14 protein-coding genes are annotated in these 15,873 nt (G+C 70.4%); 5 read left to right on the forward strand and 9 right to left on the reverse strand.

Features of this window, described 5'->3' with window-relative positions; genetic code table 11:
* Positions 1 to 322: 322 nt before the first annotated feature.
* Together OH768_RS40930 and OH768_RS40935 are read right to left on the reverse strand one after the other, a co-directional pair.
* On the reverse strand, positions 323 to 748 hold the full coding sequence (locus OH768_RS40930; RefSeq protein WP_406461452.1) for a hypothetical protein: 426 nt from the start codon (positions 746 to 748) through the stop codon (positions 323 to 325).
* Between the two features lie 174 nt (positions 749 to 922).
* The gene (locus tag OH768_RS40935) at positions 923 to 2,131 is read right to left on the reverse strand and encodes a S8 family peptidase (RefSeq protein WP_406461454.1); all 1,209 of its coding nucleotides are present in this window, start codon (positions 2,129 to 2,131) and stop codon (positions 923 to 925) included.
* Between the two features lie 283 nt (positions 2,132 to 2,414).
* Here OH768_RS40935 and OH768_RS40940 point away from each other — a divergent pair, with 283 nt between their 5' ends.
* Positions 2,415 to 3,221, forward strand: coding sequence for an SGNH/GDSL hydrolase family protein (locus OH768_RS40940; protein WP_406461456.1), 807 nt, complete (start codon positions 2,415 to 2,417; stop codon positions 3,219 to 3,221).
* A gap of 4 nt (positions 3,222 to 3,225) precedes the next feature.
* Here OH768_RS40940 and OH768_RS40945 read toward each other — a convergent pair whose 3' ends face one another.
* From OH768_RS40945 to OH768_RS40960, 4 genes are all read right to left on the reverse strand, one after another.
* Positions 3,226 to 4,848: a protein kinase domain-containing protein gene (locus OH768_RS40945; protein ID WP_406461458.1), complete on the reverse strand. Its 1,623-nt coding sequence runs from the start codon at positions 4,846 to 4,848 to the stop codon at positions 3,226 to 3,228.
* Positions 4,849 to 4,893: 45 nt separating this feature from the next.
* Entirely contained in the window at positions 4,894 to 6,597 is a 1,704-nt protein-coding gene (locus tag OH768_RS40950; RefSeq protein WP_406461459.1) for a sulfite exporter TauE/SafE family protein, read from the reverse strand.
* Positions 6,594 to 8,372, reverse strand: a complete 1,779-nt coding sequence (locus tag OH768_RS40955; RefSeq protein ID WP_406461461.1) for a tetratricopeptide repeat protein — start codon at positions 8,370 to 8,372, stop codon at positions 6,594 to 6,596. Before OH768_RS40955 ends, OH768_RS40950 begins: the two co-directional genes overlap by 4 nt.
* Before the next feature lie 122 nt (positions 8,373 to 8,494).
* Entirely contained in the window at positions 8,495 to 10,033 is a 1,539-nt protein-coding gene (locus OH768_RS40960; RefSeq protein WP_406461462.1) for a DUF4331 domain-containing protein, read from the reverse strand.
* A gap of 250 nt (positions 10,034 to 10,283) precedes the next feature.
* Between OH768_RS40960 and OH768_RS40965 the strand changes: the two genes are divergently transcribed.
* From OH768_RS40965 to OH768_RS40975, 3 genes are all read left to right on the forward strand, one after another.
* A complete protein-coding gene (locus tag OH768_RS40965) occupies positions 10,284 to 10,826 on the forward strand; it encodes a sigma-70 family RNA polymerase sigma factor (RefSeq protein ID WP_359608501.1) in 543 nt (180 codons plus the stop codon).
* Entirely contained in the window at positions 10,823 to 11,656 is an 834-nt protein-coding gene (locus OH768_RS40970; protein WP_406461464.1) for an anti-sigma factor domain-containing protein, read from the forward strand. Before OH768_RS40965 ends, OH768_RS40970 begins: the two co-directional genes overlap by 4 nt.
* 126 nt (positions 11,657 to 11,782) lie before the next feature.
* Entirely contained in the window at positions 11,783 to 12,049 is a 267-nt protein-coding gene (locus OH768_RS40975; RefSeq protein ID WP_406461466.1) for a hypothetical protein, read from the forward strand.
* A 41-nt stretch (positions 12,050 to 12,090) separates the two neighbouring features.
* Here the strand turns inward: OH768_RS40975 and OH768_RS40980 are convergent, their stop codons facing one another.
* From OH768_RS40980 to OH768_RS40990, 3 genes are read right to left on the reverse strand one after another with little or no spacing between them, the layout of a single operon-like run.
* On the reverse strand, positions 12,091 to 13,299 hold the full coding sequence (locus OH768_RS40980) for a CaiB/BaiF CoA transferase family protein (RefSeq protein ID WP_406461468.1): 1,209 nt from the start codon (positions 13,297 to 13,299) through the stop codon (positions 12,091 to 12,093).
* A 34-nt stretch (positions 13,300 to 13,333) separates the two neighbouring features.
* A complete protein-coding gene (locus tag OH768_RS40985) occupies positions 13,334 to 14,116 on the reverse strand; it encodes an ABC transporter permease (protein WP_406461469.1) in 783 nt (260 codons plus the stop codon).
* Positions 14,113 to 15,057, reverse strand: coding sequence for an ATP-binding cassette domain-containing protein (locus OH768_RS40990; RefSeq protein ID WP_406461471.1), 945 nt, complete (start codon positions 15,055 to 15,057; stop codon positions 14,113 to 14,115). The genes OH768_RS40985 and OH768_RS40990 overlap by 4 nt, the downstream gene beginning before the upstream one ends.
* Before the next feature lie 63 nt (positions 15,058 to 15,120).
* Between OH768_RS40990 and OH768_RS40995 the strand changes: the two genes are divergently transcribed.
* Positions 15,121 to 15,843 carry a TetR/AcrR family transcriptional regulator gene (locus OH768_RS40995; protein WP_406461473.1) on the forward strand — a complete coding sequence of 241 codons (723 nt, stop codon included), beginning with the start codon at positions 15,121 to 15,123 and terminating at the stop codon, positions 15,841 to 15,843.
* Positions 15,844 to 15,873: the final 30 nt, after the last annotated feature.

Genomic DNA, 15,873 nt, shown 5'->3' on the forward strand with positions numbered 1-15,873 from the left:
CCGGCTCTGTGCTCCGGTTCGAAAGGGGGGTTCTCACAGGCGCCACGGATAAATGGATCTCCGTGCGCGCGTGGTGAGCTGGCAAAGCTGGTCGACCCCCGAAAGGCATGAAAGCCGGCCGCGCGGCACGACTCGGTCACAAGTACGGTCACCGAGCACGGCACCCCCCTACCGCGCCCCGCGCCGGTTCATCGCGGTCCTTGAGCCCTCCCCTAGAGCCGCTCGATGATGGACCAGTGCGGGTGAGATTACGACGGTATTGATGATTGAACCCGTATGGCAAGGCCTGGAACTAGACCTCACGTTTTTGTTGGTTTGACCGTTACACTCCTTTGTCAGCCGTTGTGCGGCCGCGCATATGCCGCACGAATACCGATAGCGCTGTCAGGCCACTGATCACCGCCACCGCGACGATTCCCCCGTCGATCGACCACCGGTGCACGGCCAGCATTCCCTGGGCGACCAGCATGTCGACGACCACCGCGCCCGCGACCGACGCGAGAACACGGCCGTAGGGATCAAGTCCGCGCAGCGCCGCCGCAATTGCCGAGGCCGGCGCGGAGAAGAGGAAGAACAATGCGAACGGTCCGCGCAGCGGTGATCCGGAGCCGGTGAGCGCGAGCACCGCGCCGACCGCCCCGATGGTCGCGGCCGCACCGGCGAAAAGCGCCGACAGGTCCCTCCCCGGTCCTGGTCGCGCCCGCTCGGTGTCGGCGGTGGATGTTCTCTTGATGCCCAAGGTCTGCATTGGCGACTTTGCCCCCCAGCGCGCCGGATGCCGGGTTTCAATGTGGCGCAGCCCGACCTGGCACGTCAAGGTGCGGAAGGCGCTTGCACCGGTTCTCGTGTCTCTCCGAATGAATGTTCCCCAGAGACGCCTGCTGCCTCCGGGGAACATTCATTCGGATGAGGCGGACGGGCCTTACGGGACGATCTTCAGCAGCTTGTTGGGCGAACCGGTGCCCGCACTGGTCACGACATTCGAAGTGGCGCCGTTCACCAGGGCCGTGGCGACCTGGGCCGGAGTGGACGAGGTGTGGCCCGCGAGATAGACGGCGGCGGCGCCCGCCACATGCGGGGTCGCCATCGAGGTGCCCGACAGGGTGGCGGTGGCGGTGTCGCTGGTGTTGTAGCCCGCCAGGATCGAGGAGCCGGGCGCGAAGATGTCCAGCACCGAACCGTAGTTGGAGTAACTGGCCTTGGCGTCCGTGCTGGTGGTGGCGCCGACCGTGATCGCGGTGGCGACCCGGGCGGGGGAGTACGAGGAGGCGTTGGCAGCGCTGTTGCCCGCCGCGATGGCGTAAGTCACCCCGCTGGAGATCGAGTTGGCGACCGCCGTGTCGAGCGAGGTGGAGGCGGAGCCGCCGAGCGACATGTTGGCGACCGCCGGGGTGGTGTGGTTCGAGGTCACCCAGTCGATGCCCGCGATCACACCGGCCGTCGTACCGGAGCCGCTGTTGTCGAGCACCCGGACCGCCACGATGTTCGCCTTCTTGGCGACGCCGTACGTCGAGCCCGCGATCGTCGTGGCCACATGGGTGCCGTGGCCGTTGCCGTCGGAGGCGGTGGTGTCGCCGTCGACCGCGTCGTAGCCGTAGGAGGCACGGCCGCTGATCTGGGTGTGGGTGATCCGCACGCCGGTGTCGATGACGTACACGGTCACCCCGCTGCCCGCGCTGTCCGGGTAGGTGTACGTCCCCGAGAGCGGCAGCGCGGCCTGGTCGATGCGGTCCAGGCCCCAGGGCGCGCTGGACTGCGTGGTGTCGGTCAGGTGGACGCGCTGGTTCTGCTCCACCGCGGCGACGGCCGGATCGGCGGCGAGTCTCGCGGCCTCGGTCGCGGAGAGGCTCGCCGAGTAGCCGTTCAGCGCCGTGCCGAACGTCTTCTGGACCGTGCCGCCGTACTCCTTGATCAGCCCCTTGCCCGCGGCCGAGGACGACTTGAGGCCGGCGCTCTTCTTGAGGGTGACGATGTAGCTGCCGTCGACGGCTGTGGGGGAGCCGGCGGCCAGAACGGTGCCCGTGGCCGGAGCGGCCTGGGCGGGGAGTGCGGTGAGCCCGCCGACGAGAGCGGCGGTGGCGGCGCCGGTTATCGCGGCGAGCCGGAGCTTCTTGCTACGCAGGAGTGCCATTGCGAGGGAGTCCTCCTCCAGGCGGCGCGCCCGGGTCGGCGCGCGAATGTGGGGGTGCGCGCGTCGTCGTGCGCACAGCCGTGGAGCGTTGCGTTCCGCACCAAGGCTGAGTAAAGCGTGGGTCATGTACCGGTGTGGTTCAAGGGAGTTGACGGTCTGTCACGGAGCTGTCATGAACGCGCAATCAATGACCCCGGCGGCCTCTCTATTGGCATGGACACTTCCCGTCAATGCGCGTAGTTGGTACGACAGTTGTGGCAGAGATCCTGCTAAGGGAGGTTCCATGAGACGTTCCCGATTTACGGCATACGTGACCTCGCTCCTCCTCGCCGCCGGACTCGCCCTCACCGGGGCGATGACGGCGCAGGCGTCCCAACTCGCCGCCACCGGCGGCTATGTGGCCCTCGGCGACTCCTACTCCTCGGGCGTCGGCGCGGGCAGCTACATCGGCTCCAGCGGCTCCTGCGACCGCAGCACCAAGGCCTACCCCTACCTCTGGGCAGCCGCCCACTCACCCTCGACGTTCGACTTCACCGCTTGCTCCGGCGCCCGAACGGGTGATGTTCTGGCGAGTCAACTCGGCCCGCTCGGCTCGGCCACGTCCCTCGTCTCGATCTCCATCGGCGGCAACGACGCCGGCTTCGCCGACGTCATGACGACCTGCGTCCTGCAGTCCGACAGCTCCTGCCTGACCCGGATCGCCACCGCGAAGGCGTACGTCGACTCGACGCTCCCCGCCCAACTCGACAAGGTCTACTCGGCGATCAGCGCCAAAGCCCCCGCCGCGCACGTGGTCGTGCTCGGCTACCCGCGCTTCTACCGACTCGGCACCACCTGTCTCGGCCTCTCCGCGACCAAGCGCACCGCCATCAACGGCGCGGCCGACTACCTCGACGCCGCCCTCGCCAAGCGCGCCGCAGACCACGGCTTCACCTTCGGCGACGTACGCACCACCTTCACCGGCCACGAGATCTGCTCCGGCAGCTCCTGGCTGCACAGCCTCAACCTGCTGAGCATCACCGAGTCGTACCACCCGACCACGGCCGGCCAGTCCGGCGGCTACCTGCCGGTGTTCGCCGGCGCCGCCTGACAGCTCACCCGTCAGTAGGTGACGCCGAGTCCGACGCGGAGGCCCCGTCCGACGGGGTCTCCGTCAGGCAGGTCACCGAGAACGGCACCGAGTTGGACGTCGTCTTCACGGGCGTACGGACCTCGACACTGATCTCGTTCCTGAACGTCCCGCTGTTCGAGTACGTCGTCAGGAACACCCGGTCCTGCTTGGTCTTCCCGCCGCCCGCCGGGAAAGAGAGCGTCTTCCAGCCGGGGTCGGAGACCGAACCGCTCTTCAGCACCCACCGGTAGGACACCTCCGCGGGCAGCTTGCCCACCGTGAAACTCGCCGTGAAGGTCGGCGCGTTCGTGTTCGACGGCGGACAGCTCCCCGAATAGTCGGTGTTGGCGCCCGCCACGGACACCTGCACCGACTGCGGCGCCGACGAGGACTTGCTGGCGCTCGGACTCGGCGTCTCACTGGCGGGCGTGGTCTCGCTGCTCGCGCTGGGCGAAGTCCCGTCCGAGGGCTGGCTCTTGGGGGTGCTGGTGCTCTTGCCCGCGTCGTTGTTCCCGCTGTCCCGGTTCAACAGCGCGTACGTCAGTCCACCGATCGCCAGGGCCAGCGCGATCACACCCGCGATGATCACGACGGCCGCCCGCCGGTTGCGGTGCGGTTCGTCCGCGGCCGTCGGCGTCGAGTAGGAGGCGGGCGGCGGCCCGAAGCCCTGCACCGGCTGCGGCGGCGTCCGCGAGTCGGATCGGGAGAAGGAGTCCTGCGGGTACCCCGCCATCGTCGGTGTGTACGGCGCCGTGGGCGCGGTAGTCGCGCGCGGCGTACCGCCCGCCGCGACCAGCCGCAGGTCCTGCTCCGCCTGCTCGGCCGACAGCCGCTCGGCCGGGTCCTTCCGCAGCAGCCCCTCGATGACCGGGGTGAGCGGCCCCGCCAGCTGTGGTGTGGGCAGTTCCTCGTCGACGATCGCGCGCAGCGTGCTCAGCGGGGTGTTCTGGCGGAACGGCGAGTGGCCCTCGACCGCCGCGTACAACAGCACACCCAGCGCCCACAGATCGGACTCGGGCCCGGGCGTACGGCCCAACGCCCGCTCCGGAGCGAGGAATTCGGGCGAACCGATGACCTCGCCGGTCATGGTGAGCGCCGAACTGCCCTCGACCATCGCGATACCGAAGTCCGTCAGCACCACCCGGCCGTCGTTCGACATCAGCACATTGGCCGGTTTCACATCGCGGTGCAGCACCCCGGCGTCGTGCGCGGCCCGCAGCGCGGCGAGCACCTCGGCACCGATGTGCGCGGCCCGCTGCGGCGTCAACGGGCCCTCGGCATCCAGGAGATCGGCCAGGGACACGCCCCGCACCAGCTCCATGACGATCCAGGGGCGGCCGTCCTCCATCGCCACGTCGTACACCGTCACCACATTGCGGTTGGCGACCCGCGCCGCCGCCCACGCCTCGCGCTCCAGCCGGGCGTACATCCGCTCCACGTCACCGGAGGCCAGTCCGGCCGGCGCGCGCACCTCCTTGACGGCGACCTCGCGTTGCAGCACCTCGTCGCGGGCCCGCCACACCGTTCCCATGCCGCCCTCGCCGAGGGGGGACAGGAGCCGGTAGCGGCCCGCGATCACACGTTCAGTGCCCGGTTCTTCGGGCATGGGCGCTCCCCATTCGCATCCGGGCCAATTCTCCACAAACGTAGCTCAGCCGAGTGCGGATGCCGCCCCCTTGAGCACCAAACCGACCCCGAGGGCCACGACGATGGACGCCGATGCCAACGGCAGGGTCCGGCGGACCAGGACTGCCATGGGGCTGGTGGTCCAGCGGGGGCGCCGGTCCAGCACTCGGTTCATCCCTGTACCCAGCTTGACGACGGCGAATCCGGCGGCGGTGAGGGTGAGGGCGAGCCCGACGCCGTAGGCGACGACCAGCAGCAGCCCGAACCAGGCCTGGCCGAGCGCGGCGGCCCCCACGAGGACGACCACGGCGGACGGGCTCGGCACAAGCCCGCCGGCGAAGCCGAGCAGGATCGTGCCGCGCAGGGTGGGAGCGGTGGCGTGGGTGTGCGTGAAGCCGCCGTGCGTGTGTTCTACGGCGTGGTCGTGGTCGTGAGTGTGGCCATGGTCGTGATCGTGGTCGTGCTCATGGGGGTGGGGGTGCTCGTGGTCGTGACCGTGGGCATGGTCGTCGTCGTGGCTGTGGCTGTGGGGGTGCGGGTGGGCCTCGGCGAGCGTGTGCGTGGCACCGGCCTCGGCGTGCGCGGACGCGAGGACCAGTGAGCGCTGGGGGGACTTGGCGGTCTCGTGACTGTGATCGTGATCGTGGGGATGGGGGTGCGGGTGCGAAGGGGCTTGTGGGCGTGGGCGGTTGCGCCAGGCGCGGCGTACGAGGTTGCCGCCCGCGAAGAGGACCAGGACACCGCTCGCGATGCCCAGCCAGGCGATCACCGAGGGCGTCGCGGCGGACCCGGCCGTGACCAGGAGGCCCAGGGCGATCACGCCGAGGGTGTGGGTGACCGTGACCGAGGCGGCGAGGGGGAGCACGTCCTTGAGGCGGGCGCGACCGCCCCGGGCCGCCGCTGTGGCCGCCATCAGCGTCTTGCCGTGGCCGGGGGCGAGTGCATGCATCGCGCCCAGGGCGATCGCGATGAGCAGGGAGAGGGCCGCGAAGCCGACGCTGAGGTTGTGCCGGGCGACCAGGTTGTTCAGTTCCTCCGTCCAACGGTCCGCACCGCGCGGGAGGATGGAGGACGCGGCCGAGTCCGACCGGGACTGGTCGTCGTCGGTGAGGGCCGGACCACCGGGACGCGCGCGTAGCGACGCCTTCGTGATGTCGGCCGGCGAGGAGAGCAAGTCCTTGGGATAGCTGGTCAGTTCGTGCGACACCGACGTCTTCGGTACGTCCGCCCCGGTGAGCGTCATCCGGTCGGCGCGCGCGGTGATCTCCCGCCAGCCGGGCCCGGTGGTCAGGCCCGCGCTGTGGAAGCCCAGGGCGACCGTGCTGCCCTTGGGCAGTGGTGCCGTCGAACCGCACTCCAGCCGCAGGGTGTTGAGCCCGGCCTGCCCCGGCCGCAGCCGTGCGGTACTGGCGCCGGGCGTGAGCGCGACCGTGCGTCCGTCGACGGTGACCTTGCTGCCCTCGGCGGCCTTGTCGCACCGCTGCCGGGCCCACTCGGTCATGCCCAGCCGCTTGATGTCCGGCTTGGCCTGGGTCGCCGGGATCTCCGCCAGGTCCTCGATGTGGGTGACGCGCAGGACGCCGGGGGCGACGACGAGACCGTCGTAGCGGTTGACCGTGAAGTTGCCCAGCGGGTGCGCGCTCGCGGGTGCCGTGGGGACGAGCAGGAGCGCGCCGGCGGCCGTGAGGACGGCCGCGGCGGACGCGAACAGACGGCGGACGGGCCTCACTTGGTCTCCTCCAGCGCCTTGCGGGCCTTGCTCGCACCCAGCGGCGAGAAGCCCGGGTTCAGCTTCAGGGCCTTGGCCAGGTGGGCGCGGCCGTCCGCCTTGTGGCCGGTGGCGAGCTCGATCATGCCGAGGTGGTAGATGAACGAGGCGTTGTGGTAGCCGGTGGCCGTGGCCTGACGGGCGTAGGCCAGGGCCTCCTTGTCGCGGCCGTTGACGTGCAGGGCCCAGGCGAGGGCGTCCGCCGTGTGCACGGTGTGGCGGCGGGCCCACTCGGCGCGGGCGGCCTTCAGGGCCGACTTGATGTCTCCGTGGTCGGCGGCGGCGAGCGCGGTGTCGAGGTCGGCGTTGACGCCGTTGGCACGGGCCAGGGCGATCCAGGCGTCGACGAGGGCGTACTGGTCGTCGGCCTTCGCCTTGTCGCCCGCGGCACCCCGGCTCTCGTACAACTCACCGAGTTCCACGAGGGGTTGGGGGAGCGGGTAGCGGGAGACGACCAGTTCCAGGCCCTTGATGGCGTCGGCGCGGTCGCCCAGGGCGGCCTGGGCGCGGGCGCGGCCCTCCAGGGCGGGGAGGTAGTTCTCGTCGGCGGCGAGGGCACGGCCGTAGTAGTCCAGGGCGGTCTTGTAGCCGCCCTGGTTCCACGCGAGTTGGCCGAGCGTGGCGGCCACGTACGAGATGTCGCCGGGGGAGGTGGCGGCGGCGAGCGCCTGCTCCAGCACGGTGCGGGCCGTCTTGACGTCGCCGCGCAGCTCGTGGACGTAGGCGTAGCGGGTGAATACCGGGACGCCGGGCTTGCGGGCGTCGGCCAGGTCGGCGGCCTTCGACGCCTCGTCGTAGCGGCCGAGTTCGACGAGCGCGTCGATACGGGAGCACAGGGCGCGCTCGCTGTACGGGTTCTCCTTGAGGACCTGGTCCGCGTAGGTGAGGGCCTCCGCGAACTCGTGCCGGGCGGCGGCGAGCGCGGCGCGGCCCTCAAGGGCGTTCTCGTTGTCCGGCGAGATCTTCAGCGACCGCGTGAAGGCGGCCTGCGCCTGCGGGTACCGGGAGGGGTCGCCCTTGGTCCTGGCCTGCTCGACATAGGCGAGTCCGAGCGTCGCCCACCCGTCGAAGTCCCTGGGCTGGCCCCGGAGATGGGCCTGCAGCGCGGCGATGCTCGCGTCCAGGCTCCCGCTGGCCAGCAGGTCCGGCGACACTGCGCTGGACACGGCCGCGACGCCGGTGGCACCGCTGTCCTTCGCCGCGCCGATCGCGATCGCTCCGGCGGTCATCGCCACGGCCAACAGGGCGGCACAACCGGCGAGTTGAACGACCCGCCAGCGACGGCCCGCGGCGCCGACCCGACGGACGGCGGCGACGCGTTCATCGGCGACGGCCCCTTCGGGCGCGCCTTGGTGAGGGGCGTGATCGTCGTGGTCGTGGTCGTGGTCGTGAAGGTGGGGGTGGGGGTGGTCGTGCCCAGGCGATGGGGCTGCGGCTTCGGTCGGTCCTGCTTCGGGCTCGATCTCGGGGTCGGCCTCGGCTTCGGGGTCGGTCGTGGTTTCGGAGTCGGCCTCGGCTTCGGTCGTGGTTTCGGAGTCGGCCTCGGCTTCGGAACTGACCTCGGCCGCCACGGAGTTGGCTTCGCGCTCAGGGCCGGCCTCGGCGACGGTCTCGGCCTCGGCGTCGGTCTCGCCCTCCGCCCACACGCGTTCCCACTGGCGTTCCCGCTCCGCCGCCACCGGCGTCTCGCCGGGCTCGCCCTCCGTCGGCTTGTTGTCGTGCTCGCGCGGGGCCATGCCGTTCCTCCATCGCCTGGGGTGGTTCAACTGCCGTATTGCCGAGAGGTGTTGTCACGCAGGGGTGGCGCGGCCCGCACCGTGGGGGAAGAAGCTGTGCGGGCCGCGCCAGTCGGTGGGGTTTAGTACGGGCGGTGGGTCATCCGGCGGCGCCACCACGCGACGCCCGCGCCGATCAGCAGGACTCCGGCCACACCCGAGGCCGCCGACGCGGTGATCAGCATCATGTTGTTGCTGGAGGACGAGCCCGCCGGCTGCAGCGCGTCGCCCAGCTGGTTCTTGACGTCACTGCCGCTGCTCGTGCCCTTGGCGAGCGGACCGCGCGAACCCGAGGTCGGCTCGGCGACGTAGGGGAAGTACTTCTCGAAGCCCTTGTCGTTCTTGTCGACCGCGTCGCCCAAGTCGTTCTTGGAACCGACGAGTTCACCCTCCATGACCTGGAGCGCCTCGTCGATCACGTCGTCGGTGAGCCGACGCCCGTTCGGGAAGCCCGCGTTGTCGCCGTCCAGGACACCGAGCCGCTTGGGGTGCGCGGTCGGCTTGATCGACGTGTTCAGGCGCAGCATCTCCGACGGCTTCGTGTACGGCTGGAGCGTGTTGAGGTCCTTGACGCCCGTGAGGAACACGCTGACGAGGTCGTTGCGCGGCTCGCTCGGCGCCTTGATCTTGTAGATCGACTCGATGAGCTTCGGGATCTCGGGCTCGGTCACGTTCTTCAGGAACTGCGCGTCGTCCTTGGGCTCGGACGCGTTGAACTTGTCCTTGTCCTTCTGCGGGTTGACGACCTCGTTGACCAGCGGGTTGCCCAGGCGCGAGACCTGCGTGTAGTAACCCTTGGCGTTCTTGCGCTGGGTCGTCGAGTAGATGCCGACGGTCGGGTGGTTCTTCGACTGCCGGATCAGGTCGTTCGGCACCTGGAGGGCGATCGTGTTGACGTTGTAGCCCTTGAGCGTGTCGTTGCCGACCTCGCTGAGGTTGCCGCCGTACAGCAGGTCGAAGACGCGCAGGTCGGCGAAGAACGGGTCGTCGGCCTGGCCCGCGAAGGTCGCGCCGCCGTTCGCCGTCTTGTAGATCGCCTGCGAACGCAGCTTGGCGTAGTCCGGCATCGACGCGTCGCCGACGTCCGAGGGCGCCGCCGGGATGTCGTCGGCGATCTTGGTCTTGTAGACCGCCTTGCCCTTCTTGAGCTTGATCAGCTCGACGTCGTACGACTGCGTGATGTTGAGGTCGGGGTCGGTCAGGCTGGTGACCGGACCCGTGTTGTACAGGAACGTCTTCTTGTTCTTGATCTGGGTGCTGAAGGTGTAGCGGAAGATCATGTCGTCCAGCGCGTCACCGTTGTTGTCGATGTGCACGTCGTACTGGGCGTCGTCCGCGAACTGGTAGAAGTTCGGGCCGCCGGCGGGCTCCTCGAACGGGATCCAGTTCGCCACGATGGTGGTGGTGTCCGGCTTGTCCGGGCTCACAAACGCGTAGAGGTCCGTGTTGTCGTACTGGGGGGTCCCCGAGATCAGGGGGGCCTCCCGGTGGGAGGAGGCCGAGGCCACTCCCGGTTCCAGCGCGGCCGTGCCGGCGGCTGCGAGCCCTCCGGCGGCGAGCGCGCCACATATGAGGGCCGCGAGCTTCCTGCGTCCCGCACCGCTCCTGGAGATAGGTGTCATGCCGTCCGTCCTCAGTGCCAACTTGCCTGACGCTCGGGGATTCGGAGCTGGTGCCGGGCCGGATTGGTCGAATCTGAAAAGTTTTTTTGGTGGACTCCAATCCGGCTCGTGACCCGCGTTTCAAGTCCGCTGATCCGTAACCCATCCTTAGGGGCATCCGCTGCGAATGCCTCGTGTGACGGGATGCGAAGTGACAGACCGCGTGCGGTCGAAGAGGAGGGGCCGGGTGCGGTCGACGAGAGGGGGACGGGTGGGGGCGGACGAACTCCTGGTGCAGGTGGCCGGAGGGGATCAGCAGGCCTTCGAGGAGCTCTACGGACTGGTGTCCGGGCCCGTGTTCGGACTGGTGCGCCGGGTGGTGCGCGACCCCGCGCAGTCCGAGGAGGTGTCCCAGGAGGTGCTGCTCGAACTGTGGCGGTCCGCCGCCCGCTTCGATCCCGGCCGCGGCAGCGCCCTGTCCTGGGTCCTCACCCTCGCCCACCGCCGGGCCGTCGACCGGGTGCGCAGCGCCCGCGCGGCCGTCGACCGCGAGCAGCGCGAGGCCCGCCGCTCCCACAACCCGGCCTTCGACCAGGTGACCGAGGAGGTCGAGGCAGGCCTGGAGCGCCAGTTGGTGCGCCGCTGCCTGGACCGGCTCACCACCCTGCAGCGGCAGTCCGTGACTCTCGCCTATTACGACGGCTATACGTACCGTGAAGTGGCCGAGCGGCTCTCGCTGCCGCTGGGCACGGTCAAGACCCGTATGCGTGACGGACTCACCCGGCTGCGCGACTGCCTGGGAGGTGCCGCATGAGCGTCCTCGCCCGACTCTTCCGCCGGGGCGATCTCCACTCGCTCGCCGCCCCCTACGCCCTCGACGCCCTCGAACCCGGCGAGCGCGCCCAGTTCGAGAAGCACCTCAAGAAGTGCGAGCGCTGTGCCTTCGAGGTGCGCGCCCTGGCCGAGGACGCGGTCCGCCTCGCGTGGTCCGAGGCCGCCCAGCCGCCGTTCGCGATGCGCGACCGGGTGCTGTCCGCGATACGCAACACCCCGCAGGAGCCCGGGCCGCTGCGGGAGCGAGGGCGGGAGACGCGGGAGTACACGCCCCGGCTGCCGGCCCATGTGTGGGGCGCGGAGCCGCAGGCGTCACGCGCCCGCGTGCCCCAACGGCGGCCGTTCTTCGTGCCGTTCGCCACCGCGACGGCCGCCGCCGCACTCGTCGTGGCCTCGCTGTTCGCCGTGCAGGCCAACAAGACACAGGACAGGCTGGACGCCGCGCAGGCGCAGTCGCGTGAGATCGCACACGTTCTCGCAGCTCCCGACGCCCGTGCGACCACCGGCGCGGACACCGCGGGTCGGAGCATCGGCGTGATCGCCTCCGCGTCGGAGGGGCGCGCGGTCGTCACCCTGAGCGGATACGGCACACCGCCGAGCGGGCGCGTGCGTCAACTGTGGCTGATGCGCCCCAATGTGCAACCGCGCTCCCTCGGGCTCTTCAAGGACGACACGCCCTTGGTCACCACCGGACTCGACAAATCAGCAACATCACTCGCAGTGACCGTCGAGCCCGACGGGGGCTCACCACAGCCCACAACGCAGCCAGTTGTCCAACTCGCCCTGAAATCGGTTGGATTCGGAGAGTAATCAAGGAGGAGTCGTCAACACCCTTACGGGGAAGGTGAATCCTGAGACCTCGATACACGAGTGCCCGGTTGGGGCGATAGGGTTACCCTGCCCGGGCCGGGTGGACTCGTACGGGTGGGGAGTGACATGGAACAGATAGTGCGCAGTAGGGCAAGGGTCCCTGCGATCACGTGCGGGAGCAGCGCGACGAGTTCGCGCCTCGACCGCCATCTCTCGGTGCTGGGCGGCCCTGCCGTCCCGCAGCGCGAGACGGCAGAGGCGACCTCGCTGATGCGCGAGCTCACCTCGCGCGACACCACGCAGGAACGCAGCGCCAGGGGCGCGCGAGTGAGCAGGGTCTCGCTCTTCGCACCGCTGCGCAGGCTGCGCCGTTCGCTGTTCGGCGGGCGCTGAGCAAGTCCTCGGCGTCCCCGGGAGTTCCCGGGGGCCCGCGCTCAGGACGCCACACCGTCCCGGCGTAGTGCTGCGATCTCTTGGTCCGCCATCCCCACGGCACGCAGCAGCGCCTCGGTGTGCTCCCCGAGCGCGGGCACGTCACCCATCCGCGCCTCGCCTCCGCCCGGCAAGGTGATCGGCGGCAGCAGCGCCCGCAACGGCCCGACCGGCGACCCCACTTCCCGCCACCGCTCCCGGGCCGCCAACTGCGGGTGCTCCGCCACCTCTTGTACGTTCCTGAGGCGCGCGCAGGCCACGCCCGCGCGCTCCAGCCGCAGCACGGCCTCGTCGGTAGCCAGCCCACCCAGCACCGCACCGACGAGGGCGTCCGTGCGCTCCCGGTTCACCACCCGCTCCGCGTTGGTCGCGAAGTCGGGGTCGGTCCCCAACTCCGGTCTCTGGACGACCTGTTCGGCCAGCCGCCGCCACTCCCGGTCGTTCTGTACCGCGAGCAGCACCTGCCCGCCGTCCGCCGTGGGATAGACGTCGTACGGCGCGATGACGGCGTGCGCAAGACCCGTGCGCGCCGGGGGAGTTCCGCCGTGCATCGTGTGATGCAGCGGATGTCCCATCCACTCCACGACCGCGTCCAGCATCGAGACCTCGACGGGCCCGCCCCGCCCGGTGGTGCCGCGCCGCACCAGCGCCGCGAGCACACCCGAGAACGCGTACATCCCCGCCGCGATGTCGGCCACCGGGATCCCCGCCTTCACCGGCCGCTCCGGGGTCCCGGTCACCGACACCAGCCCCGCCTCGCACTGCACGAGCATGTCGTAGGCCCGCTTGTCGGCGTACGGCCCGGACGCCCCGTACCCCGAGATGTCCACGGCGACCAGCCGGGGATACGCCGCACACAGCGTCGCCGCGTCGAGCCCGAGCCGGGCCGCCGCCCCGTGCGCGAGGTTCTGCACGAACACGTCCGCGTCCGCGACCAGCCGCCGTACGACATCGAGGCCGCGCGGGTCCTTCAGGTCCAGCGCGATCGACTCCTTGCCCCGGTTGCACCACACGAAGTGCGAGGCCAGACCGCCGGCCGCGGTGTCGTAGCCGCGCGCGAAGTCACCGCCGTCGATCCGTTCGACCTTGATCACCCGGGCGCCGAGGTCGGCGAGCTGGCGGGTGGCGAAGGGGGCCGCGACGGCCTGTTCGACGGCGACGACGGTGACGCCCTCAAGGGGCGGCGGCAGAGGCTCCATGCCGGGGATCATGTCCCGCGCCCGGCACCTTTGTCATGCGACGAGCTCAGCGCTCGCCGCGCGCGTACCGGCGTACGGCGAGTGGCGCGAACACGGCGATCAGCGCCGCGCACCACGCCAGCGACCCGGCGATCGGATGGGCCACCGGCCAGGCGGCGCCCTCGGGCACGGGCGAGTTGCCGAACAGGTACCGCAGGGCCGTGGTCACCGCGCTGATCGGGTTCCACTCGGCCAGCGCGCGCAGCCAGCCCGGCAGCCGGTCGGTCGGGATGTACGCGTTGGACAGCAGCGGCAGCATGAAGGTCGCGCTGCCGAGCTGACCGGCCGCCTCCTCGCTGCGCGAGGCCAGCCCGAGCAGGATGCCGACCCAGGCGCAGGCGAACCGGAACAGCAGCAACAGGCCCACAGCGGCGGCGGCTCGGGCCGCCGACCCCTCGACCCGCCACCCCACCGCGAGACCGACCAGCAGGAACGGCACGGTGCCGACCGCCGTGACGACAAGATCGGCGGTCGCCTGCCCGAGCGGTACGGCCGCCCTGCTCATCGGCAGGGTGCGGAAGCGGTCCGTCGCACCTCGGTGCGAGTCCTGGGCGGCCTGGAACATGCCGGTCATGATGCCGTTGGCGGCGGTCGCGACCAGCAACCCCGGTACCAGGTAAGAGCGGTAGGCGTCGCCCGGCATCGCCAGCGCGCTGCCGAAGACGTACCCGAAGAACAGCAGCATCGTGATCGGCATGGTCTGGGTGAGGATCGCCAGCGCCGGATTGTTCCGCACCCGGCGCAGCTGCCGGCCGAGCATCGCGGTGCCGTCGTACGCCAACGCGCTCATGCCGCAGGCTCCTTACGGTCCGTCAGGCGGAGGAACACGTCGTCGAGGGTCGGCGGCCGCATGCTCGCGTCGAGCAACGGCACACCCGCCGCGTCGAGTTCGCGGACGAGCAGGGGCAGGGTGAGTGTCGGGTCGCCGGTGACCGCGCCGACGGTGTTCCGCTCGTGGTCGAACGACGGCTCGGCGCCGGTGAGTTGGTCGAGGACAGCCGCCGCCTTCGGCAGCGCGTCCGGGTGCGCGACGACGACCTCGGCGTAGGTGCCGATGAGCGCCTTGAGTTGGGACGGCGACCCGCTGTGCGCGACCCGGCCCCGGTCCACCAGGACGATGTCGTCGGCCAGTTGGTCGGCCTCCTCCAGGTACTGCGTGGTCAGCAGCACGGTCGTACCCTCCCTCTTCAAGTCTCTTACGGCGTCCCAGATCTGGTTCCGGCTGGCCGGGTCGAGGCCGGTCGTCGGTTCGTCCAGGAACAGCACGTCGGGGCGTCGTATGAGACTCGCCGCCAGGTCGAGGCGGCGGCGCATCCCGCCGGAGTAGGTGGACGCGGCGCGGTCGGCGGCCTCGGTCAGGCCGAAGCGGTCCAGCAGCTCTGCGGCCCGCTCCGCCGGCCCTCGCACCCGGTGCAGCCGCGCGAACAGGCGGAGGTTCTGCCGGCCGGTGAGGTCGCCGTCGACCGACGCGTACTGCCCGGTGACGCCGATCCGGCGCCGTACGGCCGAAGCCTCCCGGACCAGATCGTGCCCGGCGATCCGCGCGGAGCCCGCGTCGGGCCGCAGCAGTGTGGTGAGCAGCCGGACGGCCGTGGTCTTGCCCGCGCCGTTGGGCCCGAGGACTCCGCAGACCGTGCCCCGCGCCACCGCCAGGTCCAGCCCGCGCACGGCGTGCACGGCGCCGAAGCGCTTCTCCAGACCTTCACTAAGTACAGCGTACGTAGTAGTCATGGGTCGACCATGGCGCACTACGTACGGTGTACGTAACTAGGATGATGGGCGAGGTGATGATCAATGGCGGACCGAGCGGCCGTACCCGAAGTGATCTGGGCGCGCCCTGAGCGGACGGGGCGGGGGCCCAAGCCCGCGTACAGCCGCGCGGACATCGCGGCGGCGGCGGTGCGGATCGCCGACGGCGGGGGGCTGGACGCCGTGTCCATGCGGCATGTCGCGGCCGAATTGGGGTGCGGCACGATGTCGCTCTACAACTACGTCCCCCGCAAGGAGGATCTGTATGAGCTGATGGTCGACGCGGTCAGCGGGGAGCACGAGGAGTGGGAGCCGTCGGGGGACTGGCGGGCCGACATGATCCGGGTCGCCCATCAGACGCGGACGCTGATGCATCGGCATCCCTGGCTGCCGCGGTTGATGTCACCGGTGTACGGCTTCAGCCCGAACGCGCTGCGGTATCTGGAGCACTGTCTCGCCTGTCTCGATCCGGTCGAGGCGACGTACGGCACGAAGATGCAGCTCGTCGGGCTGCTCAACGGGGTCGTGACGATGTACGTGAGCAATGAGCTGGCGACCGCTGAGCGGTCGCGGTCGTTGCCGTGGTCCGAGGAGCAGGAGAACGCGGTGCGGATCGCGTACCTGGGGAGTCAGATCGCGGGTGGGGCGTATCCGCGGATGGCTGCGGCGTTCATGGAGGATCCGGGGCCCATTGATCTGGACGCGGTGTTTGATATGGCGCTTGGGAAGGTTTTGGACGCGTTTGCGCCGCGGGGGGACGGTTCGTAGGCGGGTGCGGGTTCGCTGTGGCTGGGCGCG

Origin of the sequence: Streptomyces sp. NBC_01622 (genome assembly GCF_045209635.1) — a bacterium.
Taxonomy (GTDB): Bacteria; Actinomycetota; Actinomycetes; order Streptomycetales; family Streptomycetaceae; genus Streptomyces.

Coding starts and splice junctions, on each gene's coding strand:
- OH768_RS40930 (WP_406461452.1), bottom strand. CDS start 748: ATGCAGACCTTGGGCATCAAGAGAACATCCACCGCCGACACCGAGCGG.
- OH768_RS40935 (WP_406461454.1), bottom strand. CDS start 2,131: ATGGCACTCCTGCGTAGCAAGAAGCTCCGGCTCGCCGCGATAACCGGC.
- OH768_RS40940 (WP_406461456.1), top strand. CDS start 2,415: ATGAGACGTTCCCGATTTACGGCATACGTGACCTCGCTCCTCCTCGCC.
- OH768_RS40945 (WP_406461458.1), bottom strand. CDS start 4,848: ATGCCCGAAGAACCGGGCACTGAACGTGTGATCGCGGGCCGCTACCGG.
- OH768_RS40955 (WP_406461461.1), bottom strand. CDS start 8,372: ATGGCCCCGCGCGAGCACGACAACAAGCCGACGGAGGGCGAGCCCGGC.
- OH768_RS40960 (WP_406461462.1), bottom strand. CDS start 10,033: ATGACACCTATCTCCAGGAGCGGTGCGGGACGCAGGAAGCTCGCGGCC.
- OH768_RS40970 (WP_406461464.1), top strand. CDS start 10,823: ATGAGCGTCCTCGCCCGACTCTTCCGCCGGGGCGATCTCCACTCGCTC.
- OH768_RS40975 (WP_406461466.1), top strand. CDS start 11,783: ATGGAACAGATAGTGCGCAGTAGGGCAAGGGTCCCTGCGATCACGTGC.
- OH768_RS40980 (WP_406461468.1), bottom strand. CDS start 13,299: ATGATCCCCGGCATGGAGCCTCTGCCGCCGCCCCTTGAGGGCGTCACC.
- OH768_RS40985 (WP_406461469.1), bottom strand. CDS start 14,116: ATGAGCGCGTTGGCGTACGACGGCACCGCGATGCTCGGCCGGCAGCTG.
- OH768_RS40990 (WP_406461471.1), bottom strand. CDS start 15,057: ATGACTACTACGTACGCTGTACTTAGTGAAGGTCTGGAGAAGCGCTTC.
- OH768_RS40995 (WP_406461473.1), top strand. CDS start 15,121: ATGGCGGACCGAGCGGCCGTACCCGAAGTGATCTGGGCGCGCCCTGAG.